The organism is Anaerobium acetethylicum (assembly GCF_900096945.1).
In the GTDB taxonomy this organism is placed as follows: Bacteria; Bacillota; Clostridia; order Lachnospirales; family Lachnospiraceae; genus Anaerobium; species Anaerobium acetethylicum.
Genome location: NZ_FMKA01000003.1, coordinates 127,624 through 140,763 on the forward strand (window position 1 = coordinate 127,624; position 13,140 = coordinate 140,763).

At 50.9% G+C, this 13,140-nt stretch carries 15 protein-coding genes; 2 read left to right on the forward strand and 13 right to left on the reverse strand.

All coding sequences use genetic code 11. The features are described from left to right. Positions 1-20: 20 nt before the first annotated feature. Positions 21-1,073, reverse strand: a complete 1,053-nt coding sequence (locus tag BJR36_RS04780; RefSeq protein ID WP_091230864.1) for a tetratricopeptide repeat protein — start codon at positions 1,071-1,073, stop codon at positions 21-23. Between the two features lie 275 nt (positions 1,074-1,348). On the opposite strand from BJR36_RS04780, the gene BJR36_RS04785 reads away from it, so the two are divergent. Together BJR36_RS04785 and BJR36_RS04790 are read left to right on the forward strand one after the other, a co-directional pair. Continuing rightward, positions 1,349-1,690, forward strand: a complete 342-nt coding sequence (locus BJR36_RS04785; protein ID WP_169823592.1) for a DUF4234 domain-containing protein — start codon at positions 1,349-1,351, stop codon at positions 1,688-1,690. Continuing rightward, positions 1,674-2,081, forward strand: coding sequence for a DUF2752 domain-containing protein (locus BJR36_RS04790; RefSeq protein WP_091230868.1), 408 nt, complete (start codon positions 1,674-1,676; stop codon positions 2,079-2,081). The genes BJR36_RS04785 and BJR36_RS04790 overlap by 17 nt, the downstream gene beginning before the upstream one ends. Positions 2,082-2,185: 104 nt before the next feature. Here BJR36_RS04790 and BJR36_RS04795 read toward each other — a convergent pair whose 3' ends face one another. From BJR36_RS04795 to BJR36_RS04850, 12 genes are read right to left on the reverse strand one after another with little or no spacing between them, the layout of a single operon-like run. Further along, positions 2,186-2,710, reverse strand: a complete 525-nt coding sequence (locus BJR36_RS04795; protein ID WP_091230870.1) for a cob(I)yrinic acid a,c-diamide adenosyltransferase — start codon at positions 2,708-2,710, stop codon at positions 2,186-2,188. Beyond that, positions 2,707-4,245: a cobyric acid synthase gene (locus BJR36_RS04800; protein ID WP_091230873.1), complete on the reverse strand. Its 1,539-nt coding sequence runs from the start codon at positions 4,243-4,245 to the stop codon at positions 2,707-2,709. Before BJR36_RS04800 ends, BJR36_RS04795 begins: the two co-directional genes overlap by 4 nt. After that, positions 4,246-5,286 carry a pyridoxal phosphate-dependent aminotransferase gene (locus tag BJR36_RS04805; RefSeq protein ID WP_091230876.1) on the reverse strand — a complete coding sequence of 347 codons (1,041 nt, stop codon included), beginning with the start codon at positions 5,284-5,286 and terminating at the stop codon, positions 4,246-4,248. A 28-nt stretch (positions 5,287-5,314) separates the two neighbouring features. Next, positions 5,315-6,283: an adenosylcobinamide-phosphate synthase CbiB gene (cbiB, locus tag BJR36_RS04810; RefSeq protein WP_091230879.1), complete on the reverse strand. Its 969-nt coding sequence runs from the start codon at positions 6,281-6,283 to the stop codon at positions 5,315-5,317. Next, positions 6,268-6,846, reverse strand: coding sequence for a histidine phosphatase family protein (locus BJR36_RS04815; RefSeq protein ID WP_091230882.1), 579 nt, complete (start codon positions 6,844-6,846; stop codon positions 6,268-6,270). Before BJR36_RS04815 ends, cbiB begins: the two co-directional genes overlap by 16 nt. Next, complete coding sequence (locus BJR36_RS04820) at positions 6,839-7,234, reverse strand: bifunctional adenosylcobinamide kinase/adenosylcobinamide-phosphate guanylyltransferase (RefSeq protein WP_091230884.1); 396 nt, start codon at positions 7,232-7,234, stop codon at positions 6,839-6,841. Before BJR36_RS04820 ends, BJR36_RS04815 begins: the two co-directional genes overlap by 8 nt. Then, positions 7,231-7,992: an adenosylcobinamide-GDP ribazoletransferase gene (locus tag BJR36_RS04825; RefSeq protein ID WP_091230887.1), complete on the reverse strand. Its 762-nt coding sequence runs from the start codon at positions 7,990-7,992 to the stop codon at positions 7,231-7,233. The genes BJR36_RS04820 and BJR36_RS04825 overlap by 4 nt, the downstream gene beginning before the upstream one ends. A gap of 34 nt (positions 7,993-8,026) precedes the next feature. Continuing rightward, positions 8,027-8,554 carry a bifunctional adenosylcobinamide kinase/adenosylcobinamide-phosphate guanylyltransferase gene (locus BJR36_RS04830; protein WP_091230890.1) on the reverse strand — a complete coding sequence of 176 codons (528 nt, stop codon included), beginning with the start codon at positions 8,552-8,554 and terminating at the stop codon, positions 8,027-8,029. A 55-nt stretch (positions 8,555-8,609) separates the two neighbouring features. Further along, positions 8,610-9,656: a nicotinate-nucleotide--dimethylbenzimidazole phosphoribosyltransferase gene (gene cobT / locus BJR36_RS04835; RefSeq protein ID WP_091230892.1), complete on the reverse strand. Its 1,047-nt coding sequence runs from the start codon at positions 9,654-9,656 to the stop codon at positions 8,610-8,612. Between the two features lies 1 nt (position 9,657). Then, the gene (locus BJR36_RS04840) at positions 9,658-11,106 is read right to left on the reverse strand and encodes a cobyrinic acid a,c-diamide synthase CobB (RefSeq protein WP_207648815.1); all 1,449 of its coding nucleotides are present in this window, start codon (positions 11,104-11,106) and stop codon (positions 9,658-9,660) included. Between the two features lie 27 nt (positions 11,107-11,133). Continuing rightward, entirely contained in the window at positions 11,134-11,982 is an 849-nt protein-coding gene (locus BJR36_RS04845; protein ID WP_242875458.1) for an ABC transporter ATP-binding protein, read from the reverse strand. Between the two features lie 2 nt (positions 11,983-11,984). Continuing rightward, positions 11,985-13,049, reverse strand: coding sequence for a FecCD family ABC transporter permease (locus tag BJR36_RS04850; protein ID WP_242875459.1), 1,065 nt, complete (start codon positions 13,047-13,049; stop codon positions 11,985-11,987). Between the last annotated feature and the right edge of the window lie 91 nt (positions 13,050-13,140).

Here is a 13,140-nt window from a genome sequence, read left to right on the forward strand (position 1 = left end):
CTTGTTTCTCCTGCAGCGGCTTACCTTGTCTTCAGGAATTCATATTCCCTTGCTGCCTTCTCGTTTCCAGGATAGTTCCCGATGTAGGAAGCCATCTTTTCCCTGGCGGTCGAAAAATCTCCCATGTACTCATAGGCGGCTATCTCGTTATAAAGAAGTTCTTCCATCGCATCGGCATCTCCCGTTTCGATTCCTTTTTGTATGCTTTCAAGAGCTCCTGCGAAGTCTTTTTCAGCCATTCTGCAGAGGCCTATCCTATTGTAGGCATTTCCGCTGGTGCTGTCCTCCTTGAGATATTTCTCATAGCTTTCTATTGCCGAATCCATATCCTCAAGTTTTTCATAAGTCATCCCCAGGAACAGAAGGGCCTCCATGCTTCCTTCCTCATTTGCCTTTTTAAGCTCCTTAAGGGCTTTGTCTTTGTTTCCAAGGTAGTAGTAAGCTCTTCCCCTTACATAATAGTCAGTCTCCCGGCTGCCCTTGATGCCGGCCGCCTTTTCAAGATACTCCCCGCCTTCTGTTTCATATCCCCTGTCAAGAAGGTTCTGGCCGATCAGAATATACAGATCATAATCCCTGTCTGCAAGCCCGGCTGCCTTTTTAAAATCTGCCTGGGCCTTCTTCAATTCATCTTCTGCAAGGTATACCGTCCCCCTCAGGTAGTACGCATCTTTTTCGTCTGCGTCAAAATCGATTATGCGGGTATAGGTTTCGATTGCACCTTCTGCATCCCCGCTTTTGAATTCTGCCAGTGCCAGATAATAGGATATGTCCTTCTCCGTATCGTCAATTCTTCCGTCCGACTGCCTGAGCGCCTCTGAAAATGACTCTGCGGCTTTTTCATATTCGCACTGTGCAAGAAAAGCGATCCCCTCGCCCCTGTATATAAGTTCGGGACTTTCCTCCGCCTTTTCTGCTTTTGAAAATTCGTCCATCGCATCTTCATAAGCCAGGGCATCTATATATGCCATCCCTTTTTCAATATGGCTCTTCTCTTCTGCGCCGCCTCTGCAGCCGGTGATTGCGATGCCTGCGACTGCGGACAGAAGAAGTATTCTGCTGATTTTCCTCATTAATATTCAAATCCTTTCGGTGTTTTCTGCTTCCCCTCCATGCCATGAAATTGCTGCAAGGGTTCAGAGCAGCTGTCCCGTTTTCCACTGACAGCTTTTTTTCGCTATAGCAGATATTATAGCAAAGTTTCATGTTTTAATATAGTATCAATTTTTCTCTGCAATTCTTGCTTTTTCATGTTCATTTCATATATTTTACGTTTTTACAATAATTTTCTTGAAGATATACCCCAATAATTATATAATGAATGGAACTATATAAAAGGAGGTATTTTATGAATTTTACAAAACGCGAACCTGTAGTGGTGCTTCTTCTCTCAATCATCACCTGCGGCATCTACTATTATTACTGGGTTTATCAGGTAACAAAGGAATTAGGAATGTATCTGCAGAATGACAACAACCCGGTTTTAGACTTACTGCTCTCTCTCTTCTGTGCACCTTACGGAATCTACTGGATGTATAAGATGGCTAAGCAGATAGCAGAAGCCCAGAACAAAGCCGGAAAATTCGCTCCCGTTGATAACAGCGTGCTTTACGTTATCCTGGGAATCTTTGGATTGTGGGTTGTCACTGCGCTCATTATGCAGAGCACGATCAATGAAATCGAGGCTTAAAGGCCAGTTTCTGATTCCTGTTCTTGCCATTCTGATTTTCTATATTCTTGCAAGGATGGCTGGAATTGGAACCGGATGCTATATCAAGGGCACGTTCGGAATTCCCTGCCCCGGATGCGGTATGACAAGGGCTTTCCTGCATCTGTTCAGGGGCGACCTGGCGGGTGCTTTCTATTACCATCCGCTTTTTCTGCTTCCGGCTGTAATTTTGATCCTGCTAATCTATGAATTTCGTAGAAAAGCCAGAATCCCGGTAGTTATCTGGATCGTATCTGTCGTTCTCATGCTGGCTGTCTATGCCGTGCGCATGATCCTTTATTTTCCGGATACTGCCCCGATGGATTATTACAGCGGCGCAGTGCTTCCAAGGCTGCTGGATTTCATCCGGTAAATTGAAACAAAGAGTTTCGCCTGGCAGAATGAAGAGGCCGGCATACCGCTAACTCAGTTAGTGGTGTGCCGGCCTCTTTTGCCGTTTTGACCGGATCCTTCAGATTATTTCTCGATCCCGTCCCTGGCACCGATTCCCCTGTCATAGGGATGCTTTATCTTTCTGATCTCCGACACATAATCTGCCAGTTCCAGAAGCTCCTCAGACGGATTCCGCCCTGTCAGGACGACCTCCAGCCCTTCCGGCCTGTTTTTCAGAAACTCCAGCAGATACGCCCTGTCTATCAGATTGCAGTTGTAGGCTGCTATGATTTCATCAAGCACAAGCATGCGGTATTCGCCGGCAACCGCCTCGTGTGCGGCAGCTTCGAGAAGGCTGCTATAGGTTTTTGTGGCCTCCTCCTTCTGGCTGTCCGTCATCTTCCAGTAGAATCCGTAGCTTTCAGGACAGGGAAGCACTCGGATGTTCTCCGTTCTGCTGAGGACAGCCAGTTCCCCTGAGCTGTTGTCCTTCAGGAACTGCGTATACAATACTTTTTTGCCCCTTCCCGCACAGCGTATGCTCAGGCCAACTGCAGCTGTCGACTTCCCTTTTCCTTCTCCCGTATAGATATGTATCAGGCCTCTCATATTCCCATCTCCAGTATTTCATATATTTTTTTCATATCCAGATGCTGCCTCAGCGTATCCGCCAGCAGATCATACTGCTTTTCTTTATATCCGGCATAATCCAGGGCCGGAAGTTCCGCCATCTCTATGCCCTTTTCCCTTGCCAGGGAGGAGACCAGCCTCGCAGCCACCTGCTCGCTGTCAAAGATTCCATGGATGTAGGTGCCGTAGACGTTTCCTGAAAAGGCCCCGTCCGCTGTCACCCCTTCCGGGCTGCCGGCCTGTTTTTCAATGATGCTGGTCACCGACGTCATAGGTTCAAGTCCTCCCCGCAGGCTGGAAACGCCCATGTGGATTTCATACCCTTCCAGTTCTGCTCCGGAAAGCCCGTTCAGGATTCCTTCCACCCTGCCGAAGTTTCCCCTGACCCTGGTCCTTGTCTTTGTGCCCCGGAATACGGTGTCCATGGCAAAAAGACCCATGCCCTGGATGGAGCCTCCCTCCTCCGCATTGTCCGGATCGGAAATGGTTTCCCCAAGCATCTGGAAGCCTCCGCAGATGCCGAATATCACCCTGCCCCTGCCGGCTGCTTTCAGTATGGATGCCTCGAGTCCGTTCTCCCTCATCCACAGCAGGTCTTTCATGGTGTTTTTCGTTCCGGGTATGATAATCATATCCGGATCCTTCAGTTCCGCCGCAGTTCTGACATACCGCAGGGATACACCGCCTATGGTCTCGAGCACGTTGAAATCAGTGAAATTCGAGATTTTAGGAAGTCGTATGACCGCAATGTCAATCAGGCAGGCCTCCCCGCTGTCTCCGCCACGTCCTTCAAACCGTTCCGAAAGGCTGTCTTCGTCCTCTATGTCAACATACATATAAGGGGCGACCCCCACCACAGGAACCCCGGCCTTCTCCGCGAGCATTTCAACTCCGGAATCCAGAATCGACTTGTCTCCGCGGAATTTGTTTATGACAAGCCCCCTGACCATGGATTTTTCATCCTCCTCAAGGAGCATCATTGTTCCTATGAGCTGGGCAAACACCCCGCCCCTGTCGATATCGCCTACAAGGAGGACCGGCGCCTTTGCCATCTTCGCCATTCCCATATTGACGATATCCTCCGACTTCAGATTGATCTCCGCCGGGCTTCCGGCGCCTTCGATGACAATAATGTCATATTCCTCTTCAAGGCGGCTGTAGGCTTTCATGATATCCGGCACCAGCTGCTTCTTATATGCAAAATACTCCCTCGCGCTCATATTCCCGCGCACTTCCCCGTTTACGATTACCTGGGAGCCAGTGTCGTTGGTTGGCTTTAAGAGTATGGGATTCATCAGCACCGAAGGTTTTATCCCCGCCGCCTCCGCCTGCATGACCTGGGCCCTCCCCATCTCAAGCCCTTCCTCTGTGATGTAGGAATTCAGAGCCATGTTCTGGGATTTGAAGGGAGCCGTCCTGTAACCGTCCTGCATGAAAATCCTGCACAGCCCTGCCGCTATCAGGCTTTTGCCTGCATTCGACATGGTTCCCTGTATCATAATCGATTTCGCCATCTAAACAACCTCCCCGAGCGCCTTTAAAAACAGCTCGTTCTCTTCATGGGTCTTCACCGCTATCCTGTAATAGCCTTCGGAAAGGCCTTCATAATTTCCACAGTCTCTGATCAGGAATCCCTTTTCCAGGCATTTTTCAAAAAGCCCTTCACCGGCACGGAAAAAAAGATAGTTCGCTGCCGATCCGTACACCTTGAGACCCAGCCTGTCCAGTCCCTCAAGAAGAAACGCTTTCTCCTTTTTCAGGATTTCAAGGGATCTTTTCACATATTCCGTTTCTTTCAGCGCTGCGATTCCTGCTTCCTGGGCCGGTATCGACACGCTCCAGGGCTGTGAGACCTCCTTCATTTTTTCAAGAAGCTGCATGTCCCGGCAGAACCCGTAACCAAGCCTGAGGCCCGGCATCGCATAGAGTTTCGTAAAAGCCTTTAGCACAAAAAGCGTTTCAGTCCTGCCGTAAATATCCATTACGGAATACTCAACCGCATCCTCTGCAAAATCCATGAAGCATTCGTCGACTGCCAGAAGGACATGATGCTCTTCGCACCTTTTTATGATCCGTTCCATGAGCCCCTTATCGATGAGCGTTCCCGTAGGGTTATTCGGGTTACAGAGAAAAACAATGCCGATATCCGGGGTGATTGCCTGGAGGAAATCCTCTCCCAGCGCAAATCCATTTTCCTCTTTCATATAATGACAGACCACCGTGCAGCCCATTGCGCGCAGAGCCTGTCCGTACTCGAAAAATGACGGAGCCGGAACAAGTGCTTTTTCAGGTCTGGCTGCCAGGACCAGCGAATAGATCAGATCGGCTGCACCGTTCCCACAGATTATCTCTTCGGCAGGGATGCCTGCTGATTCTGAAATCGCCTTCCGCAGATCCTGGCATCTTGTATCCGGATACCGGAATGAGGACCGTACTCCCCGGCAGGCTGCCTCCATAACGCTCTCCGGAGTTCCGGACAGGTTTATATTTACGGAAAAATCCGATATTGCTTTATTGCGATAGATGTCTCCTCCGTGCTGATGCATATTCCACATTCCTTTCCTGCTTCTTTTTTCTTCCCTGTCAGATCATCATGAGAACCGCCAGTTTTACTCCCCCCAGAAAGAGCAGCCCCAGGACTGCCGTTGCATAAAGAAGGACATTCGCCCTCCTGATGTCATCACGCTCCACATTCCTGATATCGTCGCCGATATGCTTTTTACTATGAAGCTTCCCGAAATACCAGGCATCTCCTGCCAGCCTGACCTCCAGCGCACCTGCTGCCACTGCCTCCGTATGGGCTGAATTGGGGCTTGCATGATTAAAACGGTCCCTTCGGTATATCTTCAGGGCATTATGCATGTTATATCCTCTCATTCCGGATGCCAGGATCATCAGCCAGGCGGAAAGCCTTGCCGGCACATAATTCAAGATGTCATCCAGCTTTGCCGCAGCTCTTCCAAAATAAAGGTATCTGTCGTTTTTATATCCGACCATGGAATCCATGGTATTCACTGCCTTATAAAAAAATCCCGCCGCAGCGCCTCCGGCTGCCATGAAAAGCAGAGGTGCAATGATTCCGTCGGATGTATTTTCCGCAACTGTCTCAACTGCCGCCCTGATCACTCCCGCTTCATCCAGGCTCTCCGTATCCCTGCCTACGATCATGGAAACGGCTTTGCGCCCGTCTCCAAGGCCGCCTTTTTTCAGTGCGCTGCAGACCCTCATGCTTTCTGTCTTCAGTGATTTTGTTGCCAGCAGCTGGTAGCACAGGATGCTCTCAAGTGCCATTCCTGCCCATGGGTTCCAGCCGTATGCGGCAAAAAGCACCGCTGCCGGAACCGCTGTCGAAACCGTTACCGTTATGGCCACAAGAAAAAAGCCTGCCGCCAGTTCCCCCTTTTCTGTCTCCGGGAACACCCTGCGTAGAACTTTTTCAGTACCGGAAATCACTGCTCCTATTCCGCGTACGGGATGCCAGAGCCAATGGGGATCCCCTATGATCAGATCGAGTATGAACCCTGTAAACAGGGCTCCTAAAGAATACTGCATATATTTATCAACCTTCCTTCTGTTTCATCAAATTCTGCCGTGTATCCCGTTCCGTTCGGAGCCTGCCAGTGGTAATACTCCTTGCGGGGATGGGAAAACCTGTCCAGGATGCTCATAATCGTTCCTCCATGGACAACAAATGCAATTGCGCTGCATCCCTCGGCATATCCTTCTCTGGCAGCCTTCATAAAAGCCTGCACGCACCTTTCCCTGAATTCTGCAGGGTCCTCGCCGTTTGGGAAGGACATGGTCCCACCGCTGTCTACCCAGGCCTGGTAATCCCCATTCCCGGACAGCTCCTGGTAACTGAGATTCTCAAAATCCCCGAAGCTGCATTCCCGGAAATCCTCCCGCAGCCGCGGTGTCAGGCGTGGATATGCAAGCGCCGCAGTTTCAAGACACCTCTTCATGGGGCTGGCAAATAACACATCCGCTTCCGGGTACTCCCTCTCTCTGAACGGGCCTGCCCCTTCTTCGGAAATGGATTCGTCCGTCGAGCCGATATATTTTTTCTGCAGATTTCCCGGTGTCGGGAAATGGCGGATCAGTATGATCTTAACCATGCTTGATTACCGTCCCGATTCCGCAGATTACCCGGTGTACTTCTTCTGCTTCCCGGGCCAGCAGGCAGCATATCCTGCCCGTCACCTCCCGGTAGCTGCGGTCGAAAGCATCCACGGGCACAAGGCCGCATCCGAGCTCATCCGTTATAATCACCGCATCCGGGTTGTCCCTCATGAGATCCCCGGCAAGCGCTGCAAGATCTTCCGGACTCATTCCTTCTTGCAGCATCCTTTTTATGAACAGGTGGAAATGATCCACGACCGGGCTGTGGAACATCTCTTCTTTTGTACAGGTTCCGCCATCCGCTGCATGTTCTGCGGACAGGCCCGTCTCTGCAAGCGCATACGCAAGTTTCCCCTGGTATGCTCCTCCTGTAATCAGCTTCATATTCTACCTCCTATAATCACGGCCGCAGCCATGGCGAGTTCGCAGACCTGAAGGAAAAAGCCTGCCAGGTCGCCGGTTATGCCGCCGAATTCCTTAACCGCCATATGCCTGTAATAGGCAAAGACAGCTGCCGCCGCTGCAAGGCCCGCAAGGCCCAGCTTCCAGTTGGCTGCAATCATAAATGCCCCGCTGGCCGCGATATAGACAACCATGACGATTCCCGTCGTCTTTTTCTTTGCTTCATTGGAAAACATGGCCGCAAGGCCGCTGTTCTTTGCAAGCGGAAAAGTCACTATGGCAAGGCCGCTCAATGCCCTCGAAAGGACAAAACCGGCCGCAACCACCGGAACCGCATCTGCCGTCAGATCATACCAGACTCCGTAGTCCAGCAGGAGATATCCGGCGCATACGATCACCGCAAAGGCTCCCGCATTGGAATCCTTCAGTATCTCAAGCTTCCGCTCCGGCGGCTGGCATGAGCTCAGCGCATCCGCCGTGTCCAGCAGCCCATCCATATGGATTCCTCCGGTAACTGCGATCGGAATCAGGATCATGACTGCGGTATTGAACACCCCGCTCATGGGAATCCTCCCGGAAAGCATCCACCAGAGATATACTGCTGCTCCTACTGCCACGCCGGCAAGAGGGAAGAAGCACATGACATACTTCATGTTCTCCCTGTTCCATTCAGTCCTGGGCATGGGGATTTTCGAATACATGGATATTGCTATGATAAAGCTGTTGATTATTGATTTCATATCTCGTCTTCTCCTGCGTTCTACAATCATCTCCTTATAACACCGCTTCCTGTCCGGCCTCAACGGGAATTCCGTGGACCGACTCGATTACCATGTCTGCGATTGTGCATATCCAGCGGTTAGCGTCCCCCAGCAGCTGCATGTATTCCTTCGTTGCAGCATCATATTCGGTACCGTCTTCAAACACATTATTGGTGACGATCACCAGATTATCCGCCTGCTCCATCAGGTTCTCCACGCCCCTTCTGACTGCATCCATGGCATTGCTGCCTGCACCCTGGCTGGAGAACATTTCATTCGCCGTCAGGTTTGACATGCATTCCAGCAGTACGGTAGTATTCTCCTGCAGGATTACATTGTCAAGCCCCGTATAGCATTCTATGGTTTCAAAGTTTTTGTCCTTCCGCATGACGCGGTGCCTTTCAATCTTTCTGTGGCTTTCGTCGTCAAAGGGCTGCATGGTCGCTATGTATACCAGATTTCCCTGCCCGTATGCCACCGCAGTGGCTTCAGCCAGCTCTGATTTTCCGCTTCCGCTTCCTCCTAAGATTACTGCTATCATCCTTACTCCTGTCTGCCGTTTCCGGCTCTGTGCTAAAAATCCTGATGCTGATACATCAAAGGGGCTTGTACGCCTCTATGTCGTTCTGCTCAAAAGTGCTCATCTGCCTGTAGACCGCCAGCGCCATGTCAAGCAGAGGGAAAACTGCGACCGCACCGGTTCCTTCCCCGAGGCACATTTCACATGTGATAAAAGGTTTTGCTCCTACCGAATCCAGAAGCAGCCTGCCTGCAGCTTCATTGGAAACATGGGACGCAATTGCATATTCAGCAACCTTCGGTTCTATCCTCATTGCCACAAGGGCAGCTACCGTTGAAATGAAACCATCCATCACCACGGGAATCCCGGCCGCCGCACCTCCTATAAATACGCCGGCAAGTCCGGCAATATCGAATCCCCCGACCTTGGAGAGCACATCGATGGGATCCTCCCTGTCCGGCTGGTGCCTGGCAATCGACTCCCTGATTACTGTAATCTTCCTTTCAAGGCCTTTCTTCGAAAGCCCCGCTCCCTTTCCGGTCACGGTCTCGACTGGAAGGTCAAGGAGCACCGACGAAATGGCACTGCTCGTAGTCGTGTTTCCGATTCCCATTTCCCCCGTCGCTATGATCCTGTACCCTTTTTCCTTCAATTCGAAGGCGGTCTCAATTCCGACCTCAATGGCAAGCACTGCCTCATCCCTTGTCATTGCAGGCTCCCTGCGCATGTTCTTTGTCCCATAGGCGATCTTTTTGCTCGGTACCCTCGTGTCCCTCATGATTCCGATATCGATAGGGAACACGTCAACCCCGTTTGTCCTGGCCATGATGCACGCACAGGAATTCAGTTCAAGAAAATTTTCCGATACAATGGCAGTTATTTCGCTGCCCGACTGGGTCACGCCTTCCTCTACGACGCCGTTGTCCGCGCACATGATTACCAGAGCCTTCTTGTCAAGGTTCACCTCATGAGTCCCCGCTATTCCGGCAATCTGGACGATTCCATCCTCAAGCCTTCCCAGACTGTGCAGCGGCTTTGCGATGCTGTCCCACCTTGCCCTGCACTGGTTCATGGCTGTTTCGTCCGCTGGCTTTATTATGTTCAATGCTTCTTCAAGCTTCATCTCATTTCTCCCTCCTGGTGTTCCGGGCCTCCAGGCACCTCTGCAGGAACCTGAAGGGTACATCCGGATTCGAATAGTAGTAAAGATGCGGGAATCCTGCTGCAAGGTCTGCGTCACCATGGATGCAGTCCCAGGATTTATCCCTGTCCGGTTTCATGGCGGTAAAGGAGTCCCCGTTGGAGGTGCTGTCGAAATAATGGAATTCATGTCCGGCTGCCATCCCGCCTTTATCCAGGACCATCTGGTCCCTGTTTGATCGCAGTCTGATATAGCCGAACCTTTTCAGCCGGGACGTCCTGTAAGCCGTCCCCTTAATGACGCCTGCCATAGGAAACTGCCTGCCCTCCATGTCCTCCATGGTATCATGCAGATACATAAATCCGCCGCATTCGGCCATGCATGGGAGCCCTCCTGCTATGGCATCCCTTATGCTTTCCCTCATGCTCCCATTGCCGCTGAGTCCGGATGCAAAAAGTTCCGGATAGCCGCCACCCAGTAACAGGCCGTCAATCCCCTCAGGCAGCTGTTCATCCCGGAGCGGGGAAAAATCAATGAGCTCGGCGCCTGTTTCCTTCAGCATCTCAAGATTGTCTTTATAATAGAAGCAGAAGGCTTCATCCCTTGCGACTGCAATGACCGGCTTCCCGGACACTTTTCGGATTACCGGTGCCCTGTACGCAAGGCTTTCCACATCCCCTGCAAGTTCCAGTATCCCGTCCAGGTCGATGGTCGTCTCGAATATCTCTGCCAGGCCATTGAGCTTCCTTTCATAATCTTCGATTTCATCAGGACTCACAAGCCCCAGATGCCTGCTTTCGATTATCAGATTCTTCACATAGGGAACATACCCCAGCACCTTTACATCAATTTCTTCCTCAATCTGTTTCTTCATCTGTGGGTAGAGGCTGTCCGGAGCCTGGTTCAGTATGACTCCCTTTATGCCGCTGTCCGCTCTGTAATTTACGAATCCTGCAATCACAGGCAGCACCGACCTGCTCATCCCCCTGCAGTTGACAACAAGCACGACAGGCGTTCCTGTCGTTTTTGCCAGTTCATATGAGGAGGCTTCAAAAGAATCCATGCCCATTCCGTCATAGTAGCCCATTACGCCCTCCATGACCGACAGGTCAGCTCCTGTGGCTGTCCTCGCGAAAAGATAACGGGTCGTATCCCCATCCGTGAAAAAAGTATCCAGATTCCTGGATTCCGTCCCGATGATTTTTGTATGGAACATGGGATCGATATAGTCCGGTCCGCATTTAAAGGATGCTGTTTTCAGCCCCCTGTTGACGAAAGCCTGAAGGATGCCGCATGTGATCAGTGTCTTTCCGCTGCCGCTGGAAGCTGCCGCAATCATGACCCTGGGCAGGCTTCCTGCCTTCTCCCCGTTTATATCCGGTGTCAGATCCTCTGCATATTCTCTCGATTTTTCTGCATTTTTACTTTTCATGTTTCCCCTCTATCCCAGACCAGACCATCAGAAGTATGGTATGTAATATTTTCTTCCTGTTCCCGGATTTTCTATCATATCGAAATTGATTTCATAGACATCCGCAAGATTCTCCGCGGTCAGGACCTCCCCGGCCTCTCCCACGCTGTGTATCCTGCCATTTTTCATCATGACGATGTTGCTGCAGTATTGGGATGCCATGTTGATGTCATGGAGGACAGCAATGATTGTTCTGCCCTTTTCCCTGTTCAGTTTTGTAAGAGCCTCCATAATCTCGACCTGGTGCCTGACATCCAGGCTTGATGTAGGTTCGTCCAGAATCAGCCATCCTGTATCCTGAGCGATTGCCCTTGCCGCGACTACCCGCTGCGCTTCTCCGCCGCTCAGCATGGATACTGCCTTGTCCCTGAATGCATAGCAGTCCGTCAGCCTCATGGCCTCCTCTGCAATCTCCCTGTCCCGGTCGCTGTTTTCAGCAAAACGCTCCTGGTAAGGCACCCTGCCCATCATGACGATGTCGAATGCGCTGAAGGATGTCTCCATATTGGTATTCTGTGGTACCAGCGCCATTTCCCTTGCAAGCTCCTTCCGGCTGTATCCTTTCAATTCCAGCGAATCCAGGGTGATCCTGCCCTCCTCAGCCTCGACGAACCTCAGTATGTTCCTTATAAGCGAAGTCTTTCCCGATCCGTTCGGGCCTATGATTCCGTAAATTTTCCCGTTTTCAAACATGCAGCTGACGTCATTTAGAATGTATCCGCTTCCCTGCTCGGGCTGCCAGGAAAGTCCGCTGACTTCGATTCCCGTTTCCCTTCCGTTCTTCGTGCGCTCACCAGCTGCTGCTTTTCCTATCATGGTTCTCCATAAATTCTTCATCATCATGCCACCAGCTTTCTTCTGCTCCGCTGCAGCAGAAACAGGAAGTACGGAGTTCCCAGTACTGCCGTCACAACACCAACCGGTATCTCAGAAGGCGAAGCCGCATTCCTTGCAATGGTATCGCAGATTATTACGAATACTGCGCCGCCTATGCAGGAAAGCGGAAGCAGCCGTCTGTGCTTTGGACCGCTCATGATACGGATGGAGTGTGGTACCACAAGCCCCACAAACCCTATGATTCCGCTGACGGACACGCATGCCGCCACCAGGAAGGAGGCCATGACAATCAGTATCTTTTTGACTTTTGCAGTGTCTATTCCCAGGCTCTCCGCCGTATCGTTTCCCGTAGCGACTACATCCAGTTCCCTTGAAAAAAAGAGAATCACGGCAATGCAGACGAAGGACATGCACGCAAGAAAAATAACCTTTGTCCAGGATGAAGACGAAAAGCTTCCCAGGGTCCACATATAGACTTTCTCAATCTGCTCATGGTTGAATGCCATCATAAGGGATATGAATGAGGAAAGCATGGTGCTTACAGCCGTCCCCGTAAGGACTATATTAATGGTCGATACCCGGTTCCCCACGCATGATATGCGGTATACAAAAAACACGGTAATAACAGCCCCGATAAATGCGGCGGCGCCTATGGCCCCCAAACCTGACATGCCCATTCCGATTCCCGTTATCATGACTACCGTTGCGCCTGCAGCGGCGCCTGAGGATACTCCAAGAATATGCGGATCGGCAAGGGGATTTTTAAACAGCCCCTGGAACACCGCTCCAACCACAGAGAGTCCGCAGCCCACCAGTCCTGCCATGATGATCCTTGGCATCCTTATATCCCATACTATTTTTATATAAACTTCTTTAAGGTCTGAAATATCTATATGCTTCCCTACCAGCGGGATTTTCGCCGCTATGATTCTGAAGCTGTCCTTCACCGTCAGATCTGATGAACCTACGGATGCTGAAAAAACAATGCATAGGAACAGCAGGATAATCAGCAGCATCTCCGGACCCGGAAGCCTGCTCTTACCATTCTTTTCTTTTATATCTATCAACTGCCTTTCCTCTGCCTTTCCTATAAAATCAGGGAACAACAACAATTTTCTGGTATGCCTGAACGCAAAGAAAACCCTGAAAACCGGAACA

What these genes read in the sequence shown, in the direction of transcription:
- cbiB (WP_091230879.1), bottom strand. Translation starts at nt 6,283, where the DNA reads ATGCAGTATTCTTTAGGAGCCCTGTTTACAGGGTTCATACTCGATCTG.
- BJR36_RS04845 (WP_242875458.1), bottom strand. Translation starts at nt 11,982, where the DNA reads ATGAAGAATTTATGGAGAACCATGATAGGAAAAGCAGCAGCTGGTGAG.
- BJR36_RS04825 (WP_091230887.1), bottom strand. Translation starts at nt 7,992, where the DNA reads ATGAAATCAATAATCAACAGCTTTATCATAGCAATATCCATGTATTCG.
- BJR36_RS04805 (WP_091230876.1), bottom strand. Translation starts at nt 5,286, where the DNA reads ATGTGGAATATGCATCAGCACGGAGGAGACATCTATCGCAATAAAGCA.
- BJR36_RS04800 (WP_091230873.1), bottom strand. Translation starts at nt 4,245, where the DNA reads ATGGCGAAATCGATTATGATACAGGGAACCATGTCGAATGCAGGCAAA.
- BJR36_RS04820 (WP_091230884.1), bottom strand. Translation starts at nt 7,234, where the DNA reads ATGAAGCTGATTACAGGAGGAGCATACCAGGGGAAACTTGCGTATGCG.
- BJR36_RS04830 (WP_091230890.1), bottom strand. Translation starts at nt 8,554, where the DNA reads ATGATAGCAGTAATCTTAGGAGGAAGCGGAAGCGGAAAATCAGAGCTG.
- BJR36_RS04815 (WP_091230882.1), bottom strand. Translation starts at nt 6,846, where the DNA reads ATGGTTAAGATCATACTGATCCGCCATTTCCCGACACCGGGAAATCTG.
- BJR36_RS04785 (WP_169823592.1), top strand. Translation starts at nt 1,349, where the DNA reads ATGAATTTTACAAAACGCGAACCTGTAGTGGTGCTTCTTCTCTCAATC.
- BJR36_RS04780 (WP_091230864.1), bottom strand. Translation starts at nt 1,073, where the DNA reads ATGAGGAAAATCAGCAGAATACTTCTTCTGTCCGCAGTCGCAGGCATC.
- BJR36_RS04795 (WP_091230870.1), bottom strand. Translation starts at nt 2,710, where the DNA reads ATGAGAGGCCTGATACATATCTATACGGGAGAAGGAAAAGGGAAGTCG.
- BJR36_RS04790 (WP_091230868.1), top strand. Translation starts at nt 1,674, where the DNA reads ATGAAATCGAGGCTTAAAGGCCAGTTTCTGATTCCTGTTCTTGCCATT.
- BJR36_RS04840 (WP_207648815.1), bottom strand. Translation starts at nt 11,106, where the DNA reads ATGAAAAGTAAAAATGCAGAAAAATCGAGAGAATATGCAGAGGATCTG.
- cobT (WP_091230892.1), bottom strand. Translation starts at nt 9,656, where the DNA reads ATGAAGCTTGAAGAAGCATTGAACATAATAAAGCCAGCGGACGAAACA.